General features: G+C 66.8%; 29 protein-coding genes. 17 read left to right on the top strand and 12 right to left on the bottom strand.

Features of this window, described 5'->3' with window-relative positions; genetic code table 11:
* Positions 1 to 13 precede the first annotated feature (13 nt).
* Both OG241_RS06720 and OG241_RS06715 read right to left on the bottom strand, forming a co-directional pair.
* On the bottom strand, positions 14 to 1,129 hold the full coding sequence (locus OG241_RS06720) for an MAB_1171c family putative transporter (protein ID WP_405814263.1): 1,116 nt from the start codon (positions 1,127 to 1,129) through the stop codon (positions 14 to 16).
* Between the two features lie 2 nt (positions 1,130 to 1,131).
* Entirely contained in the window at positions 1,132 to 1,671 is a 540-nt protein-coding gene (locus tag OG241_RS06715) for a hypothetical protein (protein WP_405814262.1), read from the bottom strand.
* Between the two features lie 693 nt (positions 1,672 to 2,364).
* Here OG241_RS06715 and OG241_RS06710 point away from each other — a divergent pair.
* Positions 2,365 to 2,793 carry a pyridoxamine 5'-phosphate oxidase family protein gene (locus OG241_RS06710; protein ID WP_405814261.1) on the top strand — a complete coding sequence of 143 codons (429 nt, stop codon included), beginning with the start codon at positions 2,365 to 2,367 and terminating at the stop codon, positions 2,791 to 2,793.
* Between the two features lie 299 nt (positions 2,794 to 3,092).
* On the opposite strand, the gene OG241_RS06705 is transcribed toward OG241_RS06710, so the two are convergent.
* Positions 3,093 to 3,764 carry a TSUP family transporter gene (locus tag OG241_RS06705; RefSeq protein WP_405826080.1) on the bottom strand — a complete coding sequence of 224 codons (672 nt, stop codon included), beginning with the start codon at positions 3,762 to 3,764 and terminating at the stop codon, positions 3,093 to 3,095.
* Between the two features lie 52 nt (positions 3,765 to 3,816).
* Entirely contained in the window at positions 3,817 to 3,963 is a 147-nt protein-coding gene (locus OG241_RS06700) for a hypothetical protein (RefSeq protein ID WP_405814260.1), read from the bottom strand.
* A 44-nt stretch (positions 3,964 to 4,007) separates the two neighbouring features.
* Between OG241_RS06700 and OG241_RS06695 the strand changes: the two genes are divergently transcribed.
* From OG241_RS06695 to OG241_RS06685, 3 genes are all read left to right on the top strand, one after another.
* Complete coding sequence (locus OG241_RS06695; protein ID WP_405814259.1) at positions 4,008 to 4,277, top strand: hypothetical protein; 270 nt, start codon at positions 4,008 to 4,010, stop codon at positions 4,275 to 4,277.
* 213 nt (positions 4,278 to 4,490) lie between these two features.
* Positions 4,491 to 4,952 carry an NUDIX domain-containing protein gene (locus tag OG241_RS06690; protein ID WP_405814258.1) on the top strand — a complete coding sequence of 154 codons (462 nt, stop codon included), beginning with the start codon at positions 4,491 to 4,493 and terminating at the stop codon, positions 4,950 to 4,952.
* A gap of 5 nt (positions 4,953 to 4,957) precedes the next feature.
* Positions 4,958 to 5,281, top strand: coding sequence for a hypothetical protein (locus tag OG241_RS06685; RefSeq protein WP_405814257.1), 324 nt, complete (start codon positions 4,958 to 4,960; stop codon positions 5,279 to 5,281).
* 226 nt (positions 5,282 to 5,507) lie between these two features.
* On the opposite strand, the gene OG241_RS06680 is transcribed toward OG241_RS06685, so the two are convergent.
* On the bottom strand, positions 5,508 to 5,699 hold the full coding sequence (locus OG241_RS06680; RefSeq protein ID WP_405814256.1) for a hypothetical protein: 192 nt from the start codon (positions 5,697 to 5,699) through the stop codon (positions 5,508 to 5,510).
* Between the two features lie 129 nt (positions 5,700 to 5,828).
* On the opposite strand from OG241_RS06680, the gene OG241_RS06675 reads away from it, so the two are divergent.
* From OG241_RS06675 to OG241_RS06655, 5 genes are all read left to right on the top strand, one after another.
* Positions 5,829 to 6,167: a helix-turn-helix transcriptional regulator gene (locus OG241_RS06675; RefSeq protein ID WP_405814255.1), complete on the top strand. Its 339-nt coding sequence runs from the start codon at positions 5,829 to 5,831 to the stop codon at positions 6,165 to 6,167.
* Positions 6,168 to 6,270: 103 nt separating this feature from the next.
* On the top strand, positions 6,271 to 6,630 hold the full coding sequence (locus OG241_RS06670; RefSeq protein ID WP_405814253.1) for a hypothetical protein: 360 nt from the start codon (positions 6,271 to 6,273) through the stop codon (positions 6,628 to 6,630).
* Between the two features lie 17 nt (positions 6,631 to 6,647).
* The gene (locus OG241_RS06665) at positions 6,648 to 7,097 is read left to right on the top strand and encodes a hypothetical protein (RefSeq protein ID WP_405814251.1); all 450 of its coding nucleotides are present in this window, start codon (positions 6,648 to 6,650) and stop codon (positions 7,095 to 7,097) included.
* 5 nt (positions 7,098 to 7,102) lie between these two features.
* Entirely contained in the window at positions 7,103 to 7,291 is a 189-nt protein-coding gene (locus OG241_RS06660; protein WP_405814250.1) for a transposase, read from the top strand.
* Positions 7,292 to 7,371: 80 nt separating this feature from the next.
* Entirely contained in the window at positions 7,372 to 8,556 is a 1,185-nt protein-coding gene (locus OG241_RS06655) for a hypothetical protein (protein ID WP_405814249.1), read from the top strand.
* 618 nt (positions 8,557 to 9,174) lie between these two features.
* On the opposite strand, the gene OG241_RS06650 is transcribed toward OG241_RS06655, so the two are convergent.
* Positions 9,175 to 10,353 carry a hypothetical protein gene (locus OG241_RS06650; protein WP_405814248.1) on the bottom strand — a complete coding sequence of 393 codons (1,179 nt, stop codon included), beginning with the start codon at positions 10,351 to 10,353 and terminating at the stop codon, positions 9,175 to 9,177.
* Positions 10,354 to 10,675: 322 nt separating this feature from the next.
* Between OG241_RS06650 and OG241_RS06645 the strand changes: the two genes are divergently transcribed.
* Together OG241_RS06645 and OG241_RS06640 are read left to right on the top strand one after the other, a co-directional pair.
* Complete coding sequence (locus OG241_RS06645; protein WP_405814247.1) at positions 10,676 to 12,391, top strand: hypothetical protein; 1,716 nt, start codon at positions 10,676 to 10,678, stop codon at positions 12,389 to 12,391.
* A 324-nt stretch (positions 12,392 to 12,715) separates the two neighbouring features.
* Positions 12,716 to 13,351, top strand: a complete 636-nt coding sequence (locus OG241_RS06640) for a DUF6417 family protein (RefSeq protein ID WP_405814246.1) — start codon at positions 12,716 to 12,718, stop codon at positions 13,349 to 13,351.
* A gap of 97 nt (positions 13,352 to 13,448) precedes the next feature.
* Here OG241_RS06640 and OG241_RS06635 read toward each other — a convergent pair whose 3' ends face one another.
* Positions 13,449 to 14,327 (bottom strand): 6-carboxytetrahydropterin synthase, encoded by an 879-nt coding sequence (locus tag OG241_RS06635; protein ID WP_405814245.1) that lies wholly within the window; start codon positions 14,325 to 14,327, stop codon positions 13,449 to 13,451.
* Between the two features lie 359 nt (positions 14,328 to 14,686).
* On the opposite strand from OG241_RS06635, the gene OG241_RS06630 reads away from it, so the two are divergent.
* From OG241_RS06630 to OG241_RS06615, 4 genes are all read left to right on the top strand, one after another.
* Positions 14,687 to 15,100: a hypothetical protein gene (locus OG241_RS06630; protein WP_405814244.1), complete on the top strand. Its 414-nt coding sequence runs from the start codon at positions 14,687 to 14,689 to the stop codon at positions 15,098 to 15,100.
* Positions 15,101 to 15,352: 252 nt separating this feature from the next.
* Positions 15,353 to 15,904: an HNH endonuclease gene (locus OG241_RS06625; RefSeq protein WP_405814243.1), complete on the top strand. Its 552-nt coding sequence runs from the start codon at positions 15,353 to 15,355 to the stop codon at positions 15,902 to 15,904.
* Positions 15,905 to 15,975: 71 nt separating this feature from the next.
* Positions 15,976 to 16,686 carry a hypothetical protein gene (locus OG241_RS06620; RefSeq protein WP_405814242.1) on the top strand — a complete coding sequence of 237 codons (711 nt, stop codon included), beginning with the start codon at positions 15,976 to 15,978 and terminating at the stop codon, positions 16,684 to 16,686.
* Positions 16,687 to 17,518: 832 nt separating this feature from the next.
* Positions 17,519 to 18,349 carry a hypothetical protein gene (locus tag OG241_RS06615; protein ID WP_405814241.1) on the top strand — a complete coding sequence of 277 codons (831 nt, stop codon included), beginning with the start codon at positions 17,519 to 17,521 and terminating at the stop codon, positions 18,347 to 18,349.
* Positions 18,350 to 18,632: 283 nt separating this feature from the next.
* Here the strand turns inward: OG241_RS06615 and OG241_RS06610 are convergent, their stop codons facing one another.
* The gene (locus OG241_RS06610; RefSeq protein WP_405814240.1) at positions 18,633 to 19,505 is read right to left on the bottom strand and encodes a hypothetical protein; all 873 of its coding nucleotides are present in this window, start codon (positions 19,503 to 19,505) and stop codon (positions 18,633 to 18,635) included.
* 212 nt (positions 19,506 to 19,717) lie between these two features.
* Positions 19,718 to 21,118 (bottom strand): restriction endonuclease, encoded by a 1,401-nt coding sequence (locus tag OG241_RS06605; RefSeq protein WP_405814239.1) that lies wholly within the window; start codon positions 21,116 to 21,118, stop codon positions 19,718 to 19,720.
* Positions 21,119 to 21,347: 229 nt separating this feature from the next.
* On the opposite strand from OG241_RS06605, the gene OG241_RS06600 reads away from it, so the two are divergent.
* Positions 21,348 to 21,830, top strand: coding sequence for a hypothetical protein (locus tag OG241_RS06600; RefSeq protein WP_405814238.1), 483 nt, complete (start codon positions 21,348 to 21,350; stop codon positions 21,828 to 21,830).
* 42 nt (positions 21,831 to 21,872) lie between these two features.
* Here OG241_RS06600 and OG241_RS06595 read toward each other — a convergent pair whose 3' ends face one another.
* Positions 21,873 to 22,502: a hypothetical protein gene (locus tag OG241_RS06595; RefSeq protein ID WP_405814237.1), complete on the bottom strand. Its 630-nt coding sequence runs from the start codon at positions 22,500 to 22,502 to the stop codon at positions 21,873 to 21,875.
* A gap of 348 nt (positions 22,503 to 22,850) precedes the next feature.
* Between OG241_RS06595 and OG241_RS06590 the strand changes: the two genes are divergently transcribed.
* Positions 22,851 to 23,483 (top strand): hypothetical protein, encoded by a 633-nt coding sequence (locus OG241_RS06590; RefSeq protein WP_405814236.1) that lies wholly within the window; start codon positions 22,851 to 22,853, stop codon positions 23,481 to 23,483.
* A 301-nt stretch (positions 23,484 to 23,784) separates the two neighbouring features.
* Here OG241_RS06590 and OG241_RS06585 read toward each other — a convergent pair whose 3' ends face one another.
* Both OG241_RS06585 and OG241_RS06580 read right to left on the bottom strand, forming a co-directional pair.
* Complete coding sequence (locus OG241_RS06585; protein WP_405814235.1) at positions 23,785 to 24,798, bottom strand: EcsC family protein; 1,014 nt, start codon at positions 24,796 to 24,798, stop codon at positions 23,785 to 23,787.
* 192 nt (positions 24,799 to 24,990) lie between these two features.
* Complete coding sequence (locus tag OG241_RS06580) at positions 24,991 to 25,953, bottom strand: HAD family hydrolase (RefSeq protein ID WP_405814234.1); 963 nt, start codon at positions 25,951 to 25,953, stop codon at positions 24,991 to 24,993.
* Positions 25,954 to 26,201: the final 248 nt, after the last annotated feature.

The following is a 26,201-nucleotide window of genomic DNA, read 5'->3' as shown; positions in this document are numbered from 1 at the left end:
CGTTTGTGCCCGGTCACGCGGTCAGCCGGAGTGCTTCCGACACTGCGATCAGCTGACGGACATCCTCGTCCCGGTCGTCCCCCTCCGGCACTGCCAGGGCGACCGCCTGCCGCGGCGCTGGAACATGGTTCTTGATCATGTCGGCGGCGGCGTGCAGACGCTGGGCCAACTGGGCCGGCTCAAGATCCAGCAGGGTCATGCGGTCCTCCTTGCCCACCAGGTAGGGGCTGATGTCGACCAGTCCGTCCCGGCATTCCACTATCCGCCGGTGGTAGCGGCGATGGACACCACGAGCCCGCCACCGGTCCCAGAACCCCAACGAAGCGGGACGCAGTTCGTTCTGCGGGTAGACCTCGATCAGAAGGTGCCACAGCGGGGCCAGTCGGCGGTGGTCCCGGCGTCGGCGCAGCCACAGCCGGGTGGCGGTGATCCGGGCACGGGCCACCGAGTAGGAGATGCCTGCGGCGAAGAGCAGACTCGACGCTGTCAGCAGGAGCGACACGGAGGTATTGACCGGCCGCGGCACAGCGCCGCCGCTCCACCGGACGGCGACGAACACCGCGCGGATCGCGCAGGCCACAGCCATCGCGCCCAGGCTGATCGCGGTCATCCACAAGCCCGTCGCGTAGGGCCGGCGGGACATGCGCGCATAGCGTGCGGACCACCATCCCGCGGCGGCGATTGCGTACATCAGGTACAGGCCCGCGACGGTGTAGAAGAGGAAGACCTGGGGAAGCGTCATGTCCACCGTGACATACGGTTTGCCGAGCTCTTGCCCCGGCACGGTCACGGCCGCCACGGTGATTGCCGCCGAGACCAGGGCCATGACGGCGGCCTCGCGACGGGCACGGCGCCGTGCGGTCGGCCCGTCGGCCGAGTACAGGTAGAAGCACATCAGGAAGTAGACCGCCAGCAGCAGCAACAGGTTCTGAACGAGCCGTGCCATGCCGTGTCCGGCCAGGGTCTCGATGCCGTGGGCGCCGCCCGGCATGGCTGCCGGATACGACAGCCCCACGCTCAGCAGGGCGAGGGCCACCGAACGGGTGGGTGCGTCGTGCGGGGCGCGCGACCACAGGTAGAGCCGCCACACGACGACGGCCGCAATGACCATCAACAGGTACGTGCCCATGTCTACACCCACCCTCGCCGGTCGCCCAGCGCGGATTGAACCCGACGTACCTCCGGGTCGTCCGACAGCGGCGGGAGCTCGTCGAGCACCGAGGACCACTCCAGGATGATGGTCGCCGCGAGTTCGACTGAGCATTCCTCCGCTTCCTCGTACGAGCAGCGCTGGGCGACCCGCCGGATCAGCTTGGGATCCAGGACCGGAAGGAGAGCCGACCAGCCCTCCACGAAGTCGTCCGGGGACACCTCCGCGGTCTCCTCCTGGTCGTCCTCCCACTCGGCGACGAGGATGTGGAGGACCTCGTGGAGGATGATCTGCCGCTGGTGCAGCCGGGTCGTCTCCTGCTGGTAGAGGATCACGTCCATCTGCGGCGTATCGACCCACAGACCCGACGGCCCTGGCTTCTCCAGCGGAAAGGGACGCAGGACGATCGGGCGTCCGCGCCTCTCGCTGAGCGCCCCGACCAGATCCTCCACGTCCAGGGGACGGCGGACGCCGAGGTCGCGCAGCTCCTGCCGCAGACGACGGCGGAGGTCGCGCTCCACTGTCCGCCCCCCAGCACCACGCCACCGCCCCAACCTCCGGCGGCCCACCTGTTCCCGCGCGGGCACCGGAGCGCCGCGTCTTTCTCCCGGAGACATTGAGCAATCCCTTCGTACCGGCCGGCCGGTAGCTCTCATCTCGGAGCCGGGCGACAGCCACCACGTGTCAACGATGTTCGAGTCCCCGGACGGCGCGCATGAAGGTGACCACGGACGCCGAGACCAGCACCGACCGAAGAGCACACGCCGATCCAGCGATCGAGCCGCGAGAACGTGCTCAATCCCTGCGAACGTATGTGGTCGCTAGCGCGAACGAACGGTCGGGCCCGGTTGAAGCTCGTCGGTGAGACTCACGGGAACAGTCTGGGACCTTACGTGAGACCCGTATGTGATCAAGGCCGGAAAGTGACACATCGAAGATCAGTAATAGATGTCGATGAGTGCCAATAAAACCTACCAAATCACCTATTTCTTATTTTTGATCATGGCCCTGAGCTGCTGATTCACTTGTGGTCGTTTTGGTCGCACCTCACGAGAGGCGGGTGCTTCTGTTATCGTTTTGAGATCTTTGGCGGGAAGTTAATCCGGGCATTTAGTTGCTAAGGTCACATAAATTCGAACCTGTTGGGTGGATGCTTGTGTGGAAGTGGTCACTTCCGTTTCGATCCACTCGGTGCTTCGGATTACGATCCGGGCATGCCTAGCGATAAATTCAGCCAGACGCCTGACAACTCAGCGTTCTGGAATGAATACCATTTGTGCACGCTGACTACTCTGCGCCCCGATGGACGCCCGCACGTCGTGCCGGTCGGGGTCACCGTTGATGCCGACGCTGGAGTCGCACGGGTTATCACACGCAAATCAAGCAAGAAGGTTGCCAACATCCTGGCGGTCCGGCCGGGCAAGGCCCGCGTGGCCGTCTGCCAGGTCGACGGAGGACGCTGGGCCACCCTGGAAGGAACGGCCGAGGTGCTCACCGACGCGGCAGCGGTCGACGATGCCGTGGCTCGCTACGCCGACCGGTACAAACGGAGGCCGGCCCCGGACCCCGAGCGTGTGGTGATCGAAATACGCATCGAGCGAACCATGGGACTGGCCGCAACTCCCCGCCCTGCCGCCGACTGAACCGTGCAGCGCGAGCTGAAAACCGGGCTCCAGCCGAGGCTGTCCGCTCTCGCTGACGCGCCGCACCCTCACTGCCTGGTCAGACGGCGGCACGGTTGCCCAGCGATTGGACGCCGGCGAGCATGCCGCAAGAACAGCCTCGGACGTTCTTGGTGCGACGGCATACGGGACGACCGCCGTCGGCCAGGACGAGGACAGGGCCGCGGCTGCCCAGCCTGCCGGGGTCGTTCGGTGGGTACGCAGACGCAGGTCACCTGCCTGCTCGCGCCCAGCGACCGCTGCCGGCGTGAGGGGTGCCCTTACCCACCAGTGGCGACGAGCAGGATGCCGGAGACGGCCAAGCCTGTCTCCACCAGGGCAACGAAGATAGCGACGGGGAGCCGGTCAACGATCTTCTTGCCCGCCCAGGCGCCCGCAGTGGAGGCCGGGGCCAGTGCCAGACCGGTGGCAAGATTGCTGACGGTCAGGACGGCGGCGGCGCCGAAGACGACGAGTTTGACCAGGTGCATCACCACCGCGGCGGCGGCCTCGGTACCGATGTAGGCGCCACGGAAAAGGCCACGGGCTAGGAAGAACGGGGCGACCATCGGCCCGACCGAGCCGACGAGGGCCGAGCCGAACCCCGAGGCGGCTCCGACGGCGACGAAGGAGAGGGCATCCACGCGGGCGGCCTGCGGCTTCCACCGCCGCCAGACGACCATGGCCAGCAGGAAGACGCCGATGACGCGGGTCAGGGCGGGCAGAGGCGCAGTGGCGAACAGCAGGGCGCCGGCCGCGGCGGCCGGGACGGCGCCGAGAGCGAAGACGCCCACCAGGCTCCGGTCGACCTCCGTGCGGTTGAACCACACGCGGCTGCCGTTGCTTGCCAACTGGGCAACGGTCAGGATCGCGACCGCATCCCGGGCGCTGAAGACGGAGATGAACACCGGCAGCAGCAGCACCCCGCCGCCGAACCCGGCGACGGCGGACAGCGCGCGGTGCCGAACGCGGCCACGATCATCAGCGCGATCACGCCTATCTCACTCAGCCCCACACCGCCTCCGACACGGCCACCCTGACGAACACCATGCCCAGGCCAGCCACCGCGCCGGCGACGACGTTGGCCTCGGCGGAAGGACCGTGCCCCGGATTCCGCCAGGCGCAGTAGTGCCCAGGAGACCGCAAAGTCATCCGCCGTCCGGGCTCTTCCGACGTGTTAGTTCAGAGAAGCCTGCGTGCGATGCTCGCTCCTGCGGCCGGATCCGGCCCAACATGCACGGCTGGTCGAGATCCGCGACAACCTCCACGCCCGCATCGCAGAGGCCGAACGCGAAGGCTGGCTCGGTGAAGTCGAGGGCCTGCAGGTCAGTCTCGCCGGGGCGCGGGACAAGCTCGCCCAGCTCGGTGCAGACCAGACACGCACCCGCCTGGCCCTCGACCTGGGCATACCCACCTTCCGCCACGTCGCCGGCCGCGAGGGCACCTCACCAAGTAGCCTCGGCTGACTGCCGCCCGTCGTCGGCAGGTTCGGCGGACCACGTGGTGCGGAGTCCGACCAGAGCGCCCAGGGGGTAGCTCCTCTTGAGGACCTGGGACGATTCAGCTGGCACAGCGATCACCGGACGAGGGCCTCGGGAGGGGCGGCGATCATGGGATGGCAAGAGATATCAAGCGAGGTGGTCCATCGGGGGCCGTATATCTCCTTGCTCCGTGATTCGGTGCTCCGCCCGGATGGGAGCCTCGGCACATACGAGCACGTCGCAGCCGATGACGGAGTCCGCATCGTCGCTCTCGATGAGCAAGGACGCGTCATTCTGGTGGAGGACGACTTCTACCTCCAGCGACGCCGCGTCCTTCACGTGCCCGGCGGCGGCTGCGGCGGCCAACGCCCGCGTGACGCCGCGTTGCGGGAGCTAGAGGAGGAAACAGGGCTCGTCGCGGGCAACGTTCATCCGCTCGGGGTCATCGACCCGCTGCCAGCGGTCACCGCCGCGCGCACGCACTTGTTCCTCGCCACCGATCTGCGCACCGGCACACAGCGCCGGGACGGCACGGAGGCCGGGATGACCGTGCAGCGGCGGACGCTGCAGGAGGCGATCAAGGCGGTACGCGCGGGCGCGATCACAGAGGCCGGAAGCGTGGCCGCGCTCCTCCTGGTCGGGCACCCACGGATAGGGTGACAGCCATGGACGAGGAAACTCGGCGCGCGGCGTGGGCTGTCTACGTCTCGCTGCACAACCTCGCTGCCAGTCACGTCCTCGGCCCGGTCCCCACCATCGCACGCGACGACGGCGCGGACCTGGGCGACATCGATGACGCACTCCACCAACTGAACCGGCACGAAGAAGTGCTGTTCCGCGCCGATCCCGGAATCGTCGAGCAGATTCGGGACGCCGTCGCCGGCTGGGACAGCCGTCCCGCCACCCGACTCGTCACACTCTTGCCCCTGTTGGACAGCCTGGCAGAGATCGCAGGGGCAGCCCTGCCACCCGTCTTGCCCCCCACGTGACACCTTCGTAGCGCAGAGAGACGCGCTGTTCGTTCGAAGCCTGTCCTCAAGCCGATCAACGAGTTCCTCCGGCCCGGCCAGCACGTGTCCATCCCGAACGCTGCTTCAACCGACACAAAGGCTTCCGCGCCATCGCCACCCGATACGAGAAGACCGCCACCTCCTACGAAGCAACGGTCACCCTCGCATCATTCCTGCTCTGGGCAAGATCTGTTTGAAGACGGACCTAGAGCACGATCGGCCCCCAGTACGGGCTCGACACCACCCCGGCCATGGTCAGTAGCCACCAGATCATCGCCAGAGACACGGACAGCTGTAGATGCCGACCCGCCCTCACTACCAGTCCTGCGCGGTCCAACCGCAGGTCCCAGTCCCGCTTGTCACCCATGCCGCCACTCTTCGTCTCGTGCCCGTCCATGCATCCGTCCTCTCCGATGCCTTCCACGGAGAGTACACCAGAGAACAACCTAGGTAGAGAAAGAGTGATGCTGCTGAGAGGTGTCAAGTTAGGTAGAGCTCTAATGTCGAACCCAGGTACAGTGCAGGTATGAGCGGACTTCGGATGACACTGCAGACGCAGTTGGTGATGCGAGAGCTGCTCCAGCACCCGACACGAGCCCAGTACGGACTCGAAGTAGGGCAGGCGGTGGGCCTGCCGAGCGGCACGATCCACCCGATCCTGGCGCGGCTGGAGCGCGCGGGCATCGTGGAGAGCTTCTGGGAGGCAGCCGACGAGCACGCCGAGGCGGACCCGCCTCGGCCGCGTCGGCGCTACTACCGGTTCACCGAGGATGGTGCGGAGGCAGCTCGGCTAGCTCTGGCGGCCGCGTACAAGGGCGGCCAGACTTCTGCTCGCCTGACCGGGAAACCGGCTACCGACTCCTGAAAGATCGACAGGTCTTCTCCATGGACGTTGTATTCACAGCTGCTGCCGCCACGCTAGCCGGGGCTACGGTGACGGCTTGCGTAGCGGAAGGGCCCTCAAGCGAGTGACTAAGAGCCGCCAGCTCGACGAGAAGCGTCAGGACGCATCTTCCCTGTGGCAGGAGTTTCGCACGCTGCTGTCCATGCTCCGGGGCACCCCTCCTCCGAGTTTCCAGGAAGTATCTGAACAGCTGGCGGCCTTGCGCAAGAACCCCGAATCCCGGGTTGGCGTGAAGCTGAGAGTGATCGGTCTGGTGCTGCCGGCTGGGGAGCGGGAGCGGTACGTGGAGCAGTGGATGGACGAGCGGAATGCCATCCGCCGCGGTGAGTTTCCCAAGCAACGCTTCCACGGCTTCCGTCTCCTGTGCGGGGCCGTGGTGCAGTCGTACGAGACTCGCGTCCACGCCCGCCGAAGCGTCGACTGAACTTGGACGGGGACGGCATGATCGAACGGCAGTGGACAGGTTGGACGGAGGACGAACGTCGTCGGAAGACGATCGAAGCCACGAGGAACCAGCTGTTGGCGGGCCTCCCCCTTAATGCAGCCCTCGAAAAGGCCAGAGCGATCGTAGATCGTGAAGAAGTTGGGGAGCTCGTAGACCGTGGACTGGACATCCCCGATGCAGTAACGATGACTCTGAGGCTACGCCCGCAACGGATCCTGCCGCTGAGTAGGCAAGCTGAGTCCCGGGTTGGCGTGAAGCTGAGAGTGATCGGTCTGGTGCTGCCGGCTGGGGAGCGGGAGCGGTACGTGGAGCAGTGGATGGACGAGCGGAATGCCATCCGCCGCGGTGAGTTTCCCAAGCAACGCTTCCACGGCTTCCGTCTCTTGTGCGGGGCCGTGGTGCAGTCGTTCGAGACTCGCGTCCACGCCCGCCGAAGCGTCGAATAAGGCAGATGGCGACAGCATCTGTGCCCGACCTCTTGTTCGACCGGCAGATCTACCGTCAACGCAACATCGTCGAACGCTGCTTCACCCGGCTCAAAGGCTTCCGCGGCATCGCCACCCGATACGAGAAGACCGCCACCTCCTACGAAGCAACGGTCACCCTCGCATCATTTCTGCTCTGGGCAAGATCCGTTTGAAGACGGACTCTAGAGATCTTTAACGGTGCGGGTGACGAAATGCTATCCCCAGGTTCGGGAGAGTCACTACAGTATGAGCCGTGACCGATCTCACCGGCGGGCGTGCCCTGTCCAGAACCTTTAAAACTGCCAAGTGGGGCCTGAGAACTTGGACTCAGCGCCAATGGTTTAAGTATCTGATTCAGAAGTCTGTCCTCTGGGCTCTTCTGATGGCGAATTCCGAAGCGCATCCTCAGCAGGTAAGGGAGGCCGCCTCGATAATGCGCAGGGTCTTAATGAAGACCCCGATATCACGGGATCCTGAGGGGTTCAGTAAGAAATTAGGCCAGCTGGCGCGACGATGGATCACGCGTGGCGTAAGGTATCCCGATTTCCGAGGACCGGAACGAGACTCCTTCCAAGATCGCTTGCGGGAGTGGGCACTTGATGCCGCTAAAACCGAGCGAGGAAAAGTGGCGCTCGATTATGCGCAATTTCCTGCGAGCGAGAATCGCGCGGAAGCCTTCGCAAGGAATTTCCAATTGGCCACGGGTCACATATTGAACGACCCGACGGGGCCTCCAACTGATGCACAAAATTATGCCCGCGATGCAATGCTGCGAGAAATTGAAATCGGCCTCACTGCACAGCAAATTCAAGGGAAGTCGCATAATAGAAATGCCGTCCTGAGGAGTATTGCCGCTGGCGCCACAGGCGCTGCTTTCAGCGGCATCGGTCTGCATGGCGAGTGGTATGAAACTGCGAGTTTTGCAATAATTGGCGCTACCGCCTCAGCTACTGTGGACTATACGCTCGTCGGGACCCGGAATGTCACCCAGAGGATGGTGGCAGCTCGCAGGAAGGCTCTGGCGTGGCTCCTATTCCTGATGAAGACTCTACTGAATTGGCGAGAATCTGAGCTACCCTCTTGGGGCATCGAGGAAGGCTGGAGGGAATACCTTCCTCGCGCTCTCGAATTCATGGTCACTGAAGAAAATGAGACCCTTCAGGGCATGCTTCAAGAAATGGAAACGACGGGGCGCCTAAATAAACTAATCGAGACGGCAGAGAGAGCCGCTGATGAAGACTTGAGTAGGCTTCTGACTGAAGTCGAGACGGCGCTAGAATATAACGACCTCCATGATTTTCCAGATGCTGTCGGAAATCTTATCTACCTACTCAAGGGGGTTTCTCCGAAGAGCGGCGGATATTCACGCCCTGAGATTGCTCCTGGGGAACGACCTCCTCAGCTCCCCCGCATTCCGGATGAGCTGGAAGGGAGTTAGAGATCTTCAATGCATGGGTTTATGGCGGTTCGAGGTCGAGTCCGGTCTTGGCGACGAGCCCTTCGAAGAGGTGAGGTCGGTACTGCATTCGTTTCAGTCGGGTCTTCACCAGTGCGGTGAGCTGGTCGAGACTGTGTTCGGCGAGGTTCGCCAGGGACCGTTTCAGGTGTGACCAGACGCCCCCGCCTCGATCAAGTCAGCCGCCGCAAGCCGGACCCGCTCACCCCGATCCCGCTCCTCGGCCGTCAGCCCACCGCCATCCGGGTACCTCATCCCTCCGGCATAGCGCAGCCCACATCAACCGTCACGGCCCCACGTAACCCACGCCGTTAAAGATCTCTAGTTCAGAGAAGTCCGGGGGCGGCGACATGCGGATAATCCACCGTGGCACCGTGGCACCGTGGCACCGTGGCACCGTGGCACCGTGGCACCGTCGGGCCGTACGGCCTCATCCACGGTCAGGCGGATGCGATCCTGCGGGCCGCCCGCGTGTAGGACCCGGCTGCCGTGTTTGTGCCATCGTCCGTCACCGCTCATCCGATGGACTCTACGTGCGGCCGGTGATCACTGTGTCGCTCGGTGCGCAGTTCGTGGTGCGGGGAGCGTCGCCTAGCGGTGTCACAGCTTCAGTCCGGTGTGATGCTCGGCGAGCGCCTTCGCCGCCTGTTCGTTCGTGGCCAGGAGGCGGGTCGGTGCTTCGTCCCGCAGATGTTCCGTCAGCACCACTTCCCACAACTCCGCACGGCCGTCCGGACCGTCTACGTAGCGGTCGGTCAACTGGTACCAGTGGAGGAGGAGTTGGGCGGTAGCGCGGTGGGGGCGCGGTCTGGCGAGGCGCCGTATGTCGAGGTGGTGGTGGCTGTGCGCGTCTCGGATGCTCTGCCGGAGTTCCTCCGGTACGGCGTCGGGGTTGCCGGCCCGGCCCAGGAGTTCCTCCAGGTCCTCGCCGCATGAGGGGCTCGGGGGCAGCGGAGTGCCCCAGCCTGGGAGTGACCCGTCCTTGAGGGTGCCCGCAGGGCGCCGTGCCCATCGGTCGTCGCGTATTGCCTTCAGGTCCTCGGCGTCGATCGGCGTGGTGCCTTCGGTGCCGTCCAGGTCGACGATGTATCCCGCCGGGCCGGTCAGCTGCTGTTCTTCGTCGTCGATGATCCAGCCGAGGTCCTGGACGTAGCCGCGCCGGCCGGCGAAGTCGCCGGCCATGACGTGGACGCGCTGGTAGATGGCGAAGCCATTGCACTCCGCGCTGAGGACGGAGGCGACCGCGCCCGCGGCCCAGTGTGTGCAGACTTCGAGTGCGGGGTCCGGGACGCCGCCCGCGATTGCTCGGCTCAAACCGTCCCAACGGGGCTCCGCCACGGCCACGGGGCTGCCGAACCGGTCGTGCCCGGTCTGCCGGAGCGTGCCCCCGGTGGAGGACGGCCGGTTGAGGCGCCGGACGGGTGCGTCGGGATCCCAGGTGCGGTTCAACCACCGCCACCGGTCCAGTACCGCTTCCTCTGTTCCTGCCGTGGTCTCGGCCAGGGCCTGGGCGGCGCCGGGCACGGTGTCCTCGACCAGGGAGACGACGCGTTCGTCATCGTGCAGCCACCACAGCACCGATGACCATGGCACCGTGTCGGCCTCGGTGCCGGTGCGCAGGTGCAGGGCGTAGAGAACCGTGGCGATGATGTCGCGGATGGCGACGTCATCCCAGCAGTCCTCGTCCATCCCGCCGGGCCGTTCGCTGTTGGCCACGGCCGTGGCGCGGCGCACGGCGTCGTCCCAGGCCCTGGTCGCCGTCGTGGTCTGCGCGGTCACCGTCAACTCCGTTCTCGGGATGTCGTCCTGTTCGCGTGCCGAGCTGGTGGTTGGCGCGGCAGAGTTCCTCGGTCAGCAACTTTGCCATCGCTGTGGGCGGGGTGTCACCGCGAGCGGTGAAGCGGGAGTGCTTCTGCCTGCGACTCCCATCGCGGTTGTCTTCCCGACCGGCCCAACGAGTTGGTGGCGCGCTGGTATGTGCCGTCGTCAGTCGTAGGCCGCGGGTGAGAGAGGTCGCCCCACCCGAGGCAACTGCGACTCAACTCGACGGGCCCGGGAACGAATTGTCTGACCGCGCGGGGTGGAGCTCTACAGTTCGTTCATGCCTGTGCATCCGCTTGCCGACCAGGCCGCAACTCTGCGGCGCGAGACGCTGACCTTCCTGCGCGCCCCGTTCGGCCAGGAGGTCTGGAGCTGGCTCATGGCCCAGGGGCACAGCTTCACCATGCCTGCCTCCTGGTCGGCGCGCGCCCGCTCGCACCAGGCAGAGTCCCTGGTCGCGGCGGAGAGCAAGCGGGTCGCCGACGGCGTGACGTTCGCGATGGACAGTGACCTGATACAGGCGGCCCGCACCGTCGGGCAGGACCAGTCGATTCCCCTGCCGTTCACCGCGGACGTGCTGCCCGCCCCCTCCGGCATGCTGGCCTTCTCCCGGCAGGATCCGCTGATGACGATCGGGCCGCATCCCGTGATCGCGGCCACCTGGGGGCCGCCGATGGACGGCTTCGGCCCCGGAGTACATCTGACCTGGTGGACGGCGCTGCCGGACGAAGCCCAGGAGCCGGACGCCGCGGCCCGGGGCCGGCTGATCCCGATGAACCCCGACTTCGACCTGCACCTGTCCTTCCTGCCCCGCCTCGACACGCGCCTGCTCCAGCCGAAGGAGGAACTGTCGTCCGGCCTGCTCTACTCGGCCGTCCCACTGCGCACCGTGGTCGCCGCCTGGTACGCCCTGACCGCGGACACCACGACGCTGTCCGAACAGCGGCCCCAAGCCGCCGTCACCCAGGCATTGAAGGAACTCAAGGCGAAGAAGCGCGGGGTCCAGGTTGCCACCACGCCTGACGCCGACACCACACGCCGCGACATCACCGAGCGCGCCGCCCAGAAGATGAGCGCGGTGGGCGCGCCCGACGACTGGTCCAAGCCGTCACCAGAGTTCGCCGCTACCTCCAAGAAGGTCTCGCACGGTGTCTTCGACCCTGCGCTCGACCACCAGCTCGACGCCGGCCAACGGCGCATCGCCCACATCTACCGGGAGGCGGCAGCACACTGGCACCGGCTGGAGACCCAGGCCAACCAGAAGTATCCCGGCATCTTCGCGCACCTGGAGGAACTACGTGCCCGGGAACACAAGGACTGGCAGCCGTGGTGCTGGGTACCGAGGCGGCTCGTCTCCGCCTATCTGAAAGCGAAGTACGACACCCCGCCGCGGACGGCCCTGTGGGACGGCGCCCGCATCGCCGCTCTGGGAGCCTGGCGCAACGGCGGTCGCCACAGCATCCTGACCACGATGCCGCTCCAGGAAACCGCCGGCGACCGCGCCCCCGTCAACCTCCCCACGACGATGCCCGCCCCCGGCCTCGGCATGGTCATCGACGACAACGGCACCATCCACCTGCTCCTGGCCTGCCTCGACGATGTCAGCGACCACGGCCCCGCGGACGCCGAGCTGCTGCTCACCTCCAACTACGGCGATCCCGCCGGCATGCTGGAGGACATCACCAAGCTCACCCTGTTCCTCACCGGGGACGACCTGCTCGACGCGGTGAAGACAACCCAGGCGTACTACGACGACGCTGCCGCTGTGAACAGCGGTAAGCGGCCCCGCTCCGCCACCGACGCCGAGACGGCTCAACACACCTACAGCATGCAACTGTTCACCGGACTGCTCGCTGCCATCTGCGCTCCCGGTGCCGACCTGCTGGATGCAGGCGCCCCGACCGGACGCAAACTGCCGGCGACCTGGCCTCCCCAGCCGAACATTCTGTCCGAGATGACACTCTGGCTCCTGGCCACTCCGCCCGAGACTCCCTGACAGCATGGAGACGAAGCGCGAGCCGAGGACGACGCCGATCCAGCGAAGAGCCCCGGCCCAGGCTGCGTGAAAACGAGCGGTGAGGACGAACGGGCTGCCGTGACCCTCCGCGCGTCCCGCTCGACGGGGACGACAGGGATCCGCGATCGGTATCGGAGCAGTGCCGGCCAGTCGTGGTCAACCGCCGTGGCCAAGGTGGCCGTGCCGACGACACCCGTCCCTCACAGGTATGAAGGCGAAGGGGACACGGCGCACTTCGGTCTGCGATCAAGGACGATGGGTTCCCGGCGGCGAGGTATCGAGGCTCGAGGAGGCGAGGCGGGGATGAGGGGCTCGGAGAAGAAGATCGCAGTGCTGGACGCGCTGCGTGAGCACGCGCGAAGCGCGCAGGATGCGTGGGTGCTGGACGATGCAGTGCCCGTGTCCCTCCAGCGGAGTGCGGAGGCGGCGATGCGCGAAGGACTGGTCGAATTGGCGGACAGGGGGATCCGCGCCGAACTCTCCGTCCTCACCTCCCGGCCGGTGCGCTGGGCGGCGCGATTAACCCCTCATGGCCGCGACGCTCTCGCGTACGCTCACGCCTGCCCGCTGGAAGTGTCCGATGGGCCTCAACCCGGCCCGGGTGAACGGCTGGTGGAACTGCGCCCGGCCCAGATGCGTGCGGTGCGCGTCTTCGTCGGCCTCGCCCGCGCACTGGCTACCGCTTCGGCCGACGGGCTCGTCGAGCGCGTGCACGCCGCGTCCTTCAGCCGGGCGGACAACCGCTGGCGGCTGTACCTGAACGACACGCAGATCGCCTCGGTCGCCTACGGGCTCTACCTGCACCGGCTCAGCGGTTCCGAGGCCGAGGCCAACCGCTTCGCCCGCGACTACGGCGTCGCCTACCGGCCCTCCCCGGACGGCGGCACGCCGGTTCTGGTCGTCCTCGGGCAACGCACCAGCCGCTCGGAGGACGCGTAAGCCGAGGCCAGAGCTTGACGACTGAAACCCTGTCAATTGCCGGGCTCGCGTACGCTGGGCCGTTGCTCGGAATCGTCCCTGACGATGCACACCGTGTTCAGGAGCGAGCAGCCGAGGGCGGCGGAGGTGGCACCTCCTCTGCTGCGGGGCGGTGGGCCCGCTCCAGCGACCGCACCCACCCGGGAACCCCCTCGCCCATGCCCATGGTGGCCAGTGATCGCTCGCGACGGGGCTCGATGACCTGGCCGCTCTCGTTGGCGTACAGAGTCTCCGCGTCTGCGATACCGGACCACCACACCGGCGCGGGCCACGTCGTGTGCCGGTACTCGAAAGAGACCGACTCCACGCGCAGCAACTGGGCGTCGGGGGCGGCGAAGTCGGTCAGGACGTTCCCGCCGTGCCAACGGGCGTAAGGCTGGTGGCCTTCGACGAAGCGCACCGTGACGTTTCTGACCGTCTCCACCGTGCGGGCTCCTTCGGGGCCCATCCACACCTCACCCCAGGACGCCACGACCTCGGCGACCTCGATGGCGTCGTTGTGCAGCGGGTACCGCCCGTAGCGAGGGTCGTCCTCAGGGCGGTAGGTGACCTCGTACCGCTCGCCGCCCGGGACTGATCCGCGCGACCGACCGTCCTTGAGCGGGCCCTGTACGTGCACCGCGGCAAGGTGAGGCACGCGATCGGACCAGGTGGCGAAGACCCACCGGCCCAGCTCCCAAGGGCCGCAGTTTCCCGTCAGGGAGTCGTCCAGCTCGTTCAGGTACTGGTGGGCCAGCTCAGTGTCGACCCAGGTGTCGAACTCGGCCAGAGCGGTGTGCACCGCGACCGATTCGTCCTCGGTGAGGTCGTCCTTCGCCACGACCTCCAGCCGTACCGTCCACAGGTGCCCGTGGGGATGGCGGCATTCGTGCCAGGACGGCAGGACCTGCTGGCTGTGAACCGCGGTGAACTCGCCTTCGCGGGTCAACGTCATCATCGGCTTCTCCCAAGGGACTTCAACCAGGCACGGCCCGAACGAGTCTGTAGGACTGGCGCGTTGTGGGCCTCTCGGAGCAGTTCGTCGGCACCCCTCTCACAGACGGTAGACGATCAGCACGCCGCCGCGGGGACCAAGTGGCGAACGTGGCCGGAAGGCGGAGCGCCGCCTGGGGCCCTGTACCTGCAAGCTCTCATGAGGTGGAGGACTGCTGGTCCCTGCCTGCGGCTGCCGTGGTGTCGCTCAGCAGGCCAACGGCTGACGACCGTGGACGGCGGCGAGGGCCGAGAAGCGGGAGGGCAGGCTTTTGCGGATCAGGCGCCGGCCAACCGGCAGGAATGCGCTTCGCAGACTGAAGCGTGAGCACCGCGGCGATCCAGCCTCTGAGCTTCGCCTTCGGGCTGAACGCCTCGGCAAGGGCCCGCGCCGGCGGGATCGGGCAGACTGTCCCCATGGGGGCTCTCATCCAGCAGCTGGAGACGGCAGCACACATCTTGGGATCGGCCGGCAACCTCGTTCAGGTTCATGTCGTGTGTGAACTCGGCGAGCAGCCCTTCGTCCGTCTGCACACCCCGCATCAGCTGACCGTGGCCGATCAGCGTTCCGCCGTCGACCGCGTTGCCGCCGTGCTGGGTGAGGTCCCCTTGCTCCAGCCGGTCTTCACCGGCCGTCACGGCACTTCGGTGCGCGGTGTCCGCGACGGTGTGGAGATCGTGGCGGTGACGAATGCCGCGATCCCCGACGGGTGTAGTTCCTTTCGAGGGACAGGCTGAGCTGGGCATTTGCCAGGTTGGCCCGGCTGGCGGCCACGGAGATGGTTTCGGAACCAGCAGGTCACGCGCGAGTGCTGGTCGTGATCGACACGACGGGTGCTGCGGGTCCCGGCGATGCCCTTCCCGGCACCCAAGCTGATCTTTTGGGTACGCGCCAATCCGCAGTTCGCACAGGTGAGGCCGTCCCTCGAAAGGAGCCACACTCTTCGAGATTCCGCACGAGAGCCTGAACTCCCCCGATAGGGTGCCTGGATGGCCGAGGACCGCACCAAGATCCCTACCCCTCTGCGGCGCGAGGTGCTGGAGGAAGCCGGATACGCGTGCGCCATTCCGGTCTGCCGGATAGCCACGGTGGAGATTGCCCACATCGAGCCCTGGTCGAAGGTGAAGGAACACACCTTCGACAACCTGATCGCCCTCTGCCCGAACCACCACACGCTGTACGACGTGGAGAAGAAGATCCCGAAGGCGTCGGTCCTGCGCTACAAGGCCAACCTCGCCGTACTCAACGGTCGTTACAGCGACCTGGAGCGCCGGGTGCTGGAGGACGCGGTGGCCCAGCGGTACGGCATGGCCAACGGCATGCCCGTCCCGCCGGACCCTGGCATGCGGCAATGGACGGTCCACAGGGGGATGGGCCTGCTCCTCTCTCATCTACTCAAGGATGGTCTCATTCGCAAGGGTCTCGGACCGAGCGGTGGCCTCAGGGTCGGTCACCAAGAGATGGAGCACACGTACGTCCTGACGCCGAAGGGCATCGAGTTCGTGCGGCAGTGGCAGGATGCGGAGCCACTGTTGGAGTGAGAGTCCGCTGATCCGAGCAGAGATTGTCCAACTGGAGCCCCGGAGCCCCTGTTCGGTGGCAGCATCGGGCTGTGCTGAACACCCAGATCGCGGCTGACGCTGTCCTCGGCTTCCCGCGCGAGCAGATCGACCACGCCTTCTACGAGGCAGTGGTCCGCACGCCCTCTCGCGTCGTCGATGACGCCCGGTGGGAAGCGACTTCCGCCCTGTACGCAGCGGTGTACCGGCACCGGAACGCACGCGAGGCAGCCGAGGCCCTCGTTCCTCTCACGGGCCGCTCAGCGCAGGGGAAGCCGCTGTGGCGGTACCAGATACAGACGCTGCTGTTCGATCTCGTCGTCGGCCTGAACTCGGCCGTGGAGAGTTCGGCCTACGGCCTGTACTTCATCGGGTCGGCTATCGCTCCCGCTGGTCATGAGTTCACGCTAGCCGCCTCTGACAAGCGCAAGAAGATCACGCTGGAGTCCACAGCCAAGGCGTACGCGAGCGCATGGCCTGCTGAGGACCTGGCGAAGGCCCTCACCGAGTTGCCGCTGGATCCGGGCTACAAGGTGCTGCTGGAACGCCGGAACATCCTCGCCCACCGGGTCGCTCCGGGCCTTGAATTCCGGCAGACCCTGACGGTCGGCAGTCCCGGCGACGAGTACATCGTGGCCGTGTTCGGCGAACCCTTGACGGAACTCGTGGACCAGATGCTCGCTCATGCCGAGCGGCTGCTGGACGGCCTGTGGACCGCCGCTGAGGACTTCGCGGTGCTGCATTCCTCGGAATTCCGTCTTTAGGCCGGCGCTCTGCACCGGTCGAGGCGCTCTGGCGTGATTCTCGGAAGGGTGTAGTTCCTTTCGAGGGACAGGCTGAGCTGGGCATTTGCCAGGTTGGCCCGGCTGGCGGCCACGGAGATGGTTTCGGAACCAGCAGGTCACGCGCGAGTGCTGGTCGTGATCGACACGACGCGTGCTGCGGGTCCCGGCGATGCCCTTCCCGGCACCCAAGCTGATCTTCTGGGTACGCGCCAATCCGCAGTTCGCACAGGTGAGGCCATCCCTCGAAAGGAGCCACACCCATCCCCGACAGCGTTCTTCCACAGCGGACCACCACCACGCGCGGGACCATCGCTGTCCTGAGGGCCGTTGTCCCATGGGCCCGCAACGTCGAAGCGCATGTGCACACGCTGGCCGTCCATGACCTGTCCACCCGGTACAGCGTTGCCGTCGACGTGACGGACGGCGAGGCGGCGGAGGCGGTCTTGGCCGGGCTGGTGCGGGACGAGCCCCGGGGGCGTGCCCGAAGGGCACTGCTTCCGACCGGCCACTCCCTCACGGTGAGGGTGATCAGCCTATGACGGCCCTGGACAGACGGACCGCGCACGGCCTCAGCACCGGTGCCGACTGCACGGGCCGGCCGGTCCGGCAAGGGGTAACTGCTGTGACCGGCTCTTGTGATGGTCCTCCGTGGGGGCCGGGTGTCAGGGAGGTGTCGCAGGGCATCGTGCTGGGCACGAGTCTGGCCATGGAACGCAGTGCGGGCGCGAGTGCGCGCTGTAACCTGAGCCGGTTGAACTCGCCGAGCTCGGCGCCTCGTTGACATTTCATCCGACCCGCTTGGAGTCACCGTATGACGGTTGTCCTGCCCCATCGGACGCTGCCGGACGAGATGGCCTACCTGCTGCCCACCACGGCGCCGGACGTGTGGCGGGCCGCCGTGGCGCGCGCCGCCCAACTTCTCGCACCGAGCTGGGATGAGCGCCCCAACGGCCTCAAGGCGCTCGCCTTCATCCTGCTCACGCTGTCGGTCGAGCGTGAGCAGCCCCCGGAGTCCATCCCTCCGGCGGCCGTGGCCGAGGCCCTGAGCGACCAGGGCGAAGAACCGCACGAGCTGAGCCGGCGGATCGAAGCGGCCGGAACGACCGCCGGCGTCCTGGGCAACGGCTACGGTCCCGACACGCTGGACACCTTGTGGACGGACCTGAAGAGCTGGCAGGAGGCGCCGGGCGACCCGATGGGCGACGCAGAGGGATGGCCCCCAGCGTTGTGGGCGGCCGTGGGCCGGCTGCACGAAAGGATCAGCGGTCTGGATGAGGCCGTCATCCGGCGAACGCCGGTACCGGTTCCTTCCCCCGGAGCGCTGACCATCTCGGTTGGCCGCTACGTCAGTGTGGTCTCCACCGACGCCATCAGGCCGATCAAGTGCGACACCTGCGATGGTTGCGAAGGTGGGTCGCTGCGCGTGGACGGCCCGGCGGTCACCTTCGTGTGCGCCGAGGGGCACACCACGGCCAACCCCCGGCTGGACGTCTGGCGCGTACGCAACGCGCTCGCGTACGCCGGCCTGCCCATCGGCGCTGATGTAGCAGTCGAGCGCGACTTCCTCGTCACCAGCAGGCCCTACGGCGCACAGTCCGATCCCCGGTACCTGTCCCGCTTCACCGCCGCTCTGCTTGCGTAACCCCTCCCGAGCGACGATCGGAGGCGCTGGCGTTACTGCCGGTGACGCCGACTGGGCTGAGCCCCCGTCCGGCGGCAGGGCGCTGCACGACTTCAACTGAACGGTGAAGCCAGGGTGTTGGATGACGTACATGCGCCTTCGGGGTGCTGGCCTGGCGAGTTGCGATCCGACCGGCCCACAGGCGAATCCCGATTGTTCGCGTCAGGCCGCACCGGGCAGCGAACGTGCGCGTCCTGACGTGGGGGAGAAGCCGTTGGCGCCAGCGGTGGTTCTGCCCCTTCGGCTACGAGGCACGGTCGATCGAGGCTGCGACACCGGTCACGTCGTGGATTCTCCACCCGTTCTCGCGGTCCCACTGGTACACGGTGTCGACGGAGGTGAAGCCTGACAGCCACACCACCCGAATTTCCGTCGGGACGCCGGGGTCTCTCGGCGGAATGAACCTGTTGTCCAGTGCGACGCTGATGTTCAGGTGCGTGCTGTCGGCCCACAGGAACAGGTGCGGCTCCCTGTCCTTGATCCCACCCAGTTTCTTGATCTTGTTGGCTCCGGCCTTTCCCGCAAGGAACTCCTCAACGTAGGGCGGCACATCCTCCGCTGAGGCTCGCCCCACGCCGGCCGCGAGACTCCCGTAGAAGATCCGCCCGGCCACGTCGGGGCTCTCCCCGATCTGTGCGACGGCGTTGATGCCAAGGCTCCTGATGGCCGTGACGTCGCTGACAGGCTGGACGCCCGGTGTTCCTGAAGACCAGTCGTGCGGGCTCTCCCATTCCCGGACGCTCACTCGGTCGACGCCCCGGGCTTCGAAATCCGCCAGGAGATCGGCGAGCCGACGCGCCGCCTCGCCTTTCACACGAGAGTCGGCGGTGAACTCGACGAACCAGCCCTTGGACAGATTCGGGAGCACCTGCCCGCGGTACTGCTTGTCCAGGCTGCTCCAGACCGCCAGCAGCTTGCTGTCGCGGTGCGAGGAGACCTCCAGCGCGATGGTCGCCGCTCCTTTGCCTCGCGGGGCGAGGTCGAAGTCGACCTTCCCATCTTCGGTGTTGTCGTCGCAGCCGACGGTGTGCGTGTCGAGCACTGTGTTCACTATGACGGCGGCGAGGAGTTCGTCAGGGCGGGAAGCTACCGGATTTCTGACCTTCTTCGGCTGCATCCGCTCAACCTACGAGACCGCGCGCTTTGCCCGTACTCCCCTGGCGTGTGGAGGCGTTGGCCGTCAACGAACCACCCCATGCCGCAGCCCCTGTACCGACGGACTCCTCCCGGACTCCGCGAGTGGGAGAGAACGAGAGACCGTGTGTACCCTGCGGCACACCGGCCGGCTGGATCTTGGGGGTGCTCCCTCGGGTTGGTCTGTGCAATCGATCACCAGTCGGCTTCGGGGCGGAGGACGCGCGCGTCCGTCGTACGGGCCTGCTCCCATGCGTACAGGTGGTAGCCGTTGGGCAGGTCGTGCAGCGGGTGGTGACTGCGCAGGCTGCACACGATGATGCCGCTGGACTGGAGCTGGCCCGGCCAGCCGTTCGGGGCGGTCGCCGCGTCCGTGTCCCGGAAGGGGTTCTTGGCCAGGATTCCGATCACCCATTCGTCGGGAGGCTTGGGCAGGTCGGCGCCTTCGTCGTCGGCCGGGTCCGGCTCGTCGAAGGGGAACGGGTCGTGGGAGACGAGATAGCCGACGACTTCCAGCGGCAGCGGCTCCTGGAGCCAGTCGCGCGTGACCGCCTTCGCTGTCATAGGGCGGAAGTAGCCGGTGCCGACGGCGTCGAACTGCTCGAAGACGTGACGGAGCGGCTGGGTGTCCAGCGGGATGCTGGTGAGCTGGAACGACACGTTGCAGTGCTGGACCACGCGGGAGGGGTGGCTGGAGACGTCGGCGGCCAGTGTGTAGAAACCTCCGTCCGGGAAGGTGTCGACGTAGGTCACCTTCTCCGTGTGGTGCACATCGTCCTCGTCCAGGCTGTCGTAGCGCTCCTTCCAGGCGCGCAGCGTGTCGAGGAATTCACGGGCGCCCACGCCGTGCCAGTTGCGGGTGGCCTGCTGGATCGCCCACTGGGGCCGGGAGGTGGTCCAGCCCAGCGAGGCCAGGGCGTACAGGAGGTCGGCGAGCCCGTTCTCGTCGAAAGCGCCGATCGGCAGATCGAGACACACTCCGCTCCCGCCGGCCGGCACCCAGTCCACGTCCGGCAGCTCCTGGACGAACACCAGGTCGGTGAATCCTCCGTCGCCCGCCACGAACGGGAGCGGTGCGAGGTCGGTGCCCAGCAGCCTGAGATCGGAAGCGGCCAGGTCGGTGGAGGGGCGCCGTCTGCGCCGTCGGGGTTTGGCGCCGGCGGCCAGGTGTACGCGGCCGTGGGTGACGAGGTGCTCCCGTTTACGGTGCAGCAGACCCGCCACGGACGCGGGCGCGGCAAGCACCTCGGCCAGCTCCTCCTCACCGAGAAGGAGTACCAGCTCCTGCCCGCGGCACTTCACTGCCTCCTCGATCACCGTGCCGGTGAACCCCGACATGCTCACGATCACACCGACGACCTGGGACGATGCGGCCCGCTGCAACCGCCGCAGGACGGCGTCGAAAACCTCCACGTCGGCTGGAGCGTTCTGCCACTTCGCCTCGATCAAGTACCACACGTCGCCGTAGCGGGCCACGAGGTCTGTCTGCCGTGGCGCCGCGATGCCCGCATCGCGGTCGACACGGAAGTGCGCCTGTTGGAAGAGCCGCTCCAGCAACTGCTCCAACTTCAGGCCCCGTTGGTGTGCGTTCGTCACGGCCCGCAGGCGCTCGAAGTCTGCTAACAGAGATCCCTGCGGCATCGCCACCCCCTGTGTGTGGCCATGCACTTCATGGCCACGGCAGCAGGGTGACACAGGAGCAGGTCCCGCACCGATCTGACGCGATCGTTGCGTCCGGGCGTCCGTCTCGGCGAACAGCGCCTGCCCGGCGCGAGATCTGCTGGTCAACCTGTTGGAGTGGTCGTCGAATCGCTACCGTGCTGCCATGGGATCGAACCTGCACACGGCAGCGGAAGAGGTTTCGGCGATCGGCCGGGACGAGCCTGGATGGGATGCCGCTGTGGCCCGGGCCGCGCGGCTCATCGAGCCGCAGTGGCTGACGAAGGAGTGGGAGTACAGGCGCCATCTCGCACTGCAGAGCCTGGCACTGATCCTGTTTGCGCTCGACCGCGATGAGCAGCTGGACGACCCGGCGACGCTCACCGCCCTCGCGCCGTATACGCACACGCCGGACGCCGAGTATCTGCGCACAGCGGACGCGGTGTCGGCTACGCGCGCATTGTTTACCGAGCGCCTCCCCGACGACGGCGGACCACTCAGCCGCCTGGTCACCTCCCTGACGACACCTCAACAGGTATGGGTGACGGTGGACCTGCCGTCGATGGAGACCCCCGACTTCCGCATGCTGCTGGCCCCCGCCCTGGAGTGGCTCGACCGCGGGCTACCAGCAAGGCCGCAGGCAGCCTAGAAGAGGAGAACCCGGAGGGACGAGCACACAGCGCCAGGCGGGTCAGCGCCACTCCGTGGGATCGTGCGGGTGGACGGAGGAGGTGGACGCGTCGGCCGGGGTGATGGCGAGCCGGTAGGTGTCGGAGAGCACGGTGGCGTCGATGCGGCCCGGCGGACGGGGCTGCAGCAGGCCGGCGGGAAAGCCTTCCGGGATGTCGGTCTGCTGGTCTGCCCACCACCTGATCCAGCCATAGATCACCGACGGGTACAGGCCCACCGGCCCAGGTTCGTCGCTGCGGACCATGACCGTATAGCCGGCCGGTTCCCACACGGCGGGCGGCTGGACGCGCACCCACACCAGCGCTGAACGGCTGCTTGTCACCGCGGCCACGACCCGGGCGACGGGAAGCGACCGCACCCTCTCCCGCAGCCCCTCCTGCGCGGCCTGCCAGCTGGGGTGCTCGCGGGCATCAGCAACGACGACGGACGCGCTCTGGACAACCGGCTCCGGAACAATCAGTGACCGGCCGGCCGGTGCCACCAGATGCCACGTCCCCTCCGCCGTCGGCGGATGCGCGCCTGCCGGCGCCTGCCAGTCCACACGGACCCGCACGACCGAGTCCGCCCCGGTATCCACCTGCGTTTCCACATGCCCCGCAGCCACAGCCTCGTCCGTCGGCAGATCGAGCACGCCGGGCCCCTCTCCTTGACACCCATGGATCACCCGCCCGGTACGGCAGATGTACTCCTCCTATCCTCCCTGCGGTGCGCAAGTCCAGTAGCCCCACGGTGATTTGCTCATCCCGGCACTCAGCGGGGCGTGGTCTGTGGCCATGACCTGACTGCCTCCCAGAGGGGCCGAGGCGGCCGGATCACACCTCGAACTTGCTTGTGAGCGTCCGGAGTGCTGAGGTGTGGCGGCTGACCGGGCCGATCTGTTGCGCAACGGGCGGCGGCGACCGGATTGCATCCGACTGCTGGGCCGGGGCCCGACCGTGATGCCCAGGCCGTTGTCAGTGCATGGGCGGAGAATCGGTGGATGGCCTTCGACCCGACGCCGGCTGGCGAGTCCGAGAATCTCGCCGCTGCCTTACGCGCGCACCTGTCCGAGACCCGCTTCACCTTCACCGGCCTGACCGGCACGGAGGCGACCGGGTACATCACCCGCGCGGTAGAGGAATGGGGGGAGTCGTCAGGCTGGCGGAGCAGACGGGAGGCGCCGATGCGCTACATCGACCCGCCTCGCATGCTGAACGGGGGCTGCCGCACCTACTGGTCGCCGCCCTGGTCGTCCTACCTGGATCTCCGCCTGGTTCGCAACGACGGTACTCCCGTCGCCGTGGAGATCGACCGCGTGGACGACAGTACTGCCGTGGACAAGCTCCGCGACGAGGCCCTCCGCGGGCACCCAGCACTGTGGATCCGCTGGCACGGAGCGCTGCGTGCCGAACTCCCGGCTGGTGTAGCCCGCTTGCACCTGCCGACGCAGTCCAGCCGTTCTCCCGTCCGGTACGCGCTGACCCCGCTCACCGGAACGGCAGCGATCACCCTCGGCCAGCCCGTTACCCCCGAGGCTCGAGCGGATGCCCAGCGCAGGGACCAGCAGCGGAAGGCGAAAGAGAAGCACGCTGCCGCCTTACCCCGGGATCCGGGCCCCATCCGGTGCTTCTAGGGGGTGTCGGCGACGGGTGATCCGAAGGAAACGCCGTGGACGTCCCAGGGGTCAACACCCACCGGCTAGGCTCCTTCGCGGTCACCGGCCCGGACGCCGCCGAAGCTGAACCGCACCCAAATGTAGGGTCCGTGAGTCGATGAGCATCGGTTCCTGCGGAAACCCGAATCCGGGTCTGACGAGCAATGCTGTTGTCGGTTGGGAGCAAGCAGTCCAGGTCCGCCGAGGTGTCCAACGGTCACGATCTGCAGCCGTCGTGCCGGCGACAAGTTCGCCGGTGAAGTCACGACCGTATGCCGGGTCAGGTGATTCTCAACGACGCTTCGCCCTCGTCGTCGCCGGGCTCATCATCCAAGTCGGCGAACTTCGTGAGGTTCGGGGGCAACTCGAGGTCGTATTTTTCTGCGAGGAAGAGCGTCTGCGCGTAGAGGCGCGCCTGCTTCGCAACATCCCCGATCACGTAGGCGTTGGCGCTAGTCGATACCACGACGGCGACGACGGGGAGGCCCTTGGCGGCTTTGCCCACGGATACGTTGGGCACGCCGTTCCACTGCTTCATCAGTTTCTCTAGCGCGGCGAGGATCCGATGGTCGTGGCGAAGCTTCTTGCTCCAGTTCTTCCGACCCTTCGCCGCAGCAGCAGCGAGATTAGCTTTTCGCGCTGTCGTGGCCTTAGTGGCCTGCATACCGAAGGAGCGGGTGGCCATCCGGCGAACGACGTGTTGGAGTTCAGGGTCCTTGGCATCGAATCCGTAGGCGTAGCAGACTCTGGTCGCAATCGCGTTCATCAAGATCTGCATCACCAGAAGATCGGCGGCAATCGCCAACGCGCCGCCAGCGAAGGGAACCATCGCCAATGCACCCAGAGCGGCTCCCTCTGCCGCGCCGAAGGACCGCCACTGCAACACGAGCCGACTCACGACCTCGTCCAAATCGGCAAGGTCGAGCTCGCGAAGGTCCGCCAGCGATGCGACGTCCCGGCCCTTTCTGCGATGGAAGTCAATCACCTTCTGCGGGTCGGTGAGCTCGACGACCCAGTCGTTGACGAGCTCGATCGTTCGCACGATTCCGCCGACCGCCGGCGCGAGGGCCGCATCGGTGGCCTGCATGCCGAACTCCTTGAGCGACTCCGGCGTGACCTCAGCAACAGCAGTAGCAGCGCGGGTGGCAAGCCCCTTCGTCCTCTCGCCACCTGCGCCCAAGGCGGCACGAGCCTTGGGCGGTACCAACTCGCGGCGCTGCGCCTTCTTGGCCCAGTGCGCGTTGAGTTCGCGCCACCGGCGTGATTCGTACGGCGAGATCGACGGGCTCATCATGGGTTTGAGATTAATACTCCATCGGATCATGATGGGAATTCACGAGGAAATGAGGGTTTCCGGGTCTGGTGGTGGGGGCGTGCAGGCTCGTTCTTCCCCGACTGCGGGATGTGCCTGGCCGCGGAATCGCTGCATGGTGCAGCCGGGAAACGGACTCCAGTAATCTGCCGCGTGCTACGGCGCTGGCCGCAGTCAGTTGCTGGCGGAACTGGGCCCGAGAGCGGCCGTCAGTACCGGCTGCCATCGTTCGTCCCCGCTCGGCGCCGACGGCAGGATGATCGTGCGCATTCCCAACGCCTCACCTCCACGGTCGGCTTCGGGGTTGTCGCCCACCATCAGCGTGTGGTGCGGCTGCACCCCCAGCCGCTGGCACGCCGTTTGGAAAATGACCGGGCTTGGCTTCCTTGCGGCAACGTCGTAGGACATTACGCAGTCGGAGACCCATCGCAGCAGGTCATGCTGACGCAAGATGGGCCGTAGGTCCCAGCCGATGTTGCTGACCACCCCGATCCGGATACCGGCCCTGCACAGTCTGACTATCGCGCGGCGCGCGGCCGGGTCGATGCGCCATCCCTCGGCGCTCATCGTCCTGCGGTACAGCGCCCCGGCGGCATCCGGCCAGGGCAGCCCGGCCTCGTCCAGGAGACGGTGATAGACGTCCCGGTGGGCCTTGGGGTCCAGTTGCTGCCGCCACCACGCCGCAAGACTGTGCGGGGACAGATCCGCCGGCCGGCGACCGCCCGGCAGACCCGCCGCCTCCGCCTGCCGCGCCCAGGCACGGCGATCTTGTGCCGGGACAGGGATGCCCGCCGCGTCCAGGGCGCCCGAGAGCCATTCCTCAGCACTCTCCAGGTGTGCCATCGTTCCTGCCCAGTCCAGCAATACGGCCTCAACAGGGCCCGGCCGCGCTGGGGCGAAGGCCGACTCCGCCGTGATCTCGCGGGCCGCCAGCGCGTGGACGTACGCGTAGCGCGCGGTCACCTGGGCCACATCGGTCCCGGTTGGCGAACACCGGAGTAGCGTCATATCCGCCTCAGCGTCCTGCCGTTCGGTGTCAAGGCGCTGCATGGCGGCACCATCGACATCATTCTCACGGAACAGGCGGTGCAGGCGGACGGGTCCTACGCCTGAACGTGCGCGGTCAATGAGGATCATTGCCTCAGCTATCTCATGCTTTTCGGGCACGCGTCCCCCTGGTATGTGAACGACTGGTCGGCCCTGCATCAGAGAGAAGAACCCGGTGCAATGGCACCGAGGTGTTCCACGTGATCGTTTTCTCGCTGCTGTCGGGCGTGAGGTCTTCGAGGCCGAAAGCCGAGATGGGCAGCGGCGCGTGCCGTGGCCCCACCCGACATAGCAGCCGCTGTACTTGATCGGAGTCGGCCCCACTGTGGGCGTAGGTG

The organism is Streptomyces sp. NBC_01390 (genome assembly GCF_045040105.1).
GTDB lineage: Bacteria > Actinomycetota > Actinomycetes > Streptomycetales > Streptomycetaceae > Streptomyces.
Note: the sequence above shows the minus strand (reverse complement) of the source record. Positions and strands in the feature narration are given on the sequence as shown.

Coding starts and splice junctions, on each gene's coding strand:
- OG241_RS06720 (WP_405814263.1), bottom strand. CDS start 1,129: ATGGGCACGTACCTGTTGATGGTCATTGCGGCCGTCGTCGTGTGGCGG.
- OG241_RS06710 (WP_405814261.1), top strand. CDS start 2,365: ATGCCTAGCGATAAATTCAGCCAGACGCCTGACAACTCAGCGTTCTGG.
- OG241_RS06700 (WP_405814260.1), bottom strand. CDS start 3,963: ATGACTTTGCGGTCTCCTGGGCACTACTGCGCCTGGCGGAATCCGGGG.
- OG241_RS06685 (WP_405814257.1), top strand. CDS start 4,958: ATGGACGAGGAAACTCGGCGCGCGGCGTGGGCTGTCTACGTCTCGCTG.
- OG241_RS06680 (WP_405814256.1), bottom strand. CDS start 5,699: ATGGACGGGCACGAGACGAAGAGTGGCGGCATGGGTGACAAGCGGGAC.
- OG241_RS06675 (WP_405814255.1), top strand. CDS start 5,829: ATGAGCGGACTTCGGATGACACTGCAGACGCAGTTGGTGATGCGAGAG.
- OG241_RS06665 (WP_405814251.1), top strand. CDS start 6,648: ATGATCGAACGGCAGTGGACAGGTTGGACGGAGGACGAACGTCGTCGG.
- OG241_RS06660 (WP_405814250.1), top strand. CDS start 7,103: ATGGCGACAGCATCTGTGCCCGACCTCTTGTTCGACCGGCAGATCTAC.
- OG241_RS06645 (WP_405814247.1), top strand. CDS start 10,676: ATGCCTGTGCATCCGCTTGCCGACCAGGCCGCAACTCTGCGGCGCGAG.
- OG241_RS06640 (WP_405814246.1), top strand. CDS start 12,716: ATGAGGGGCTCGGAGAAGAAGATCGCAGTGCTGGACGCGCTGCGTGAG.
- OG241_RS06635 (WP_405814245.1), bottom strand. CDS start 14,327: ATGATGACGTTGACCCGCGAAGGCGAGTTCACCGCGGTTCACAGCCAG.
- OG241_RS06625 (WP_405814243.1), top strand. CDS start 15,353: ATGGCCGAGGACCGCACCAAGATCCCTACCCCTCTGCGGCGCGAGGTG.
- OG241_RS06615 (WP_405814241.1), top strand. CDS start 17,519: ATGACGGTTGTCCTGCCCCATCGGACGCTGCCGGACGAGATGGCCTAC.
- OG241_RS06610 (WP_405814240.1), bottom strand. CDS start 19,505: ATGCAGCCGAAGAAGGTCAGAAATCCGGTAGCTTCCCGCCCTGACGAA.
- OG241_RS06600 (WP_405814238.1), top strand. CDS start 21,348: ATGGGATCGAACCTGCACACGGCAGCGGAAGAGGTTTCGGCGATCGGC.
- OG241_RS06590 (WP_405814236.1), top strand. CDS start 22,851: ATGGCCTTCGACCCGACGCCGGCTGGCGAGTCCGAGAATCTCGCCGCT.
- OG241_RS06585 (WP_405814235.1), bottom strand. CDS start 24,798: ATGATGAGCCCGTCGATCTCGCCGTACGAATCACGCCGGTGGCGCGAA.
- OG241_RS06580 (WP_405814234.1), bottom strand. CDS start 25,953: ATGATCCTCATTGACCGCGCACGTTCAGGCGTAGGACCCGTCCGCCTG.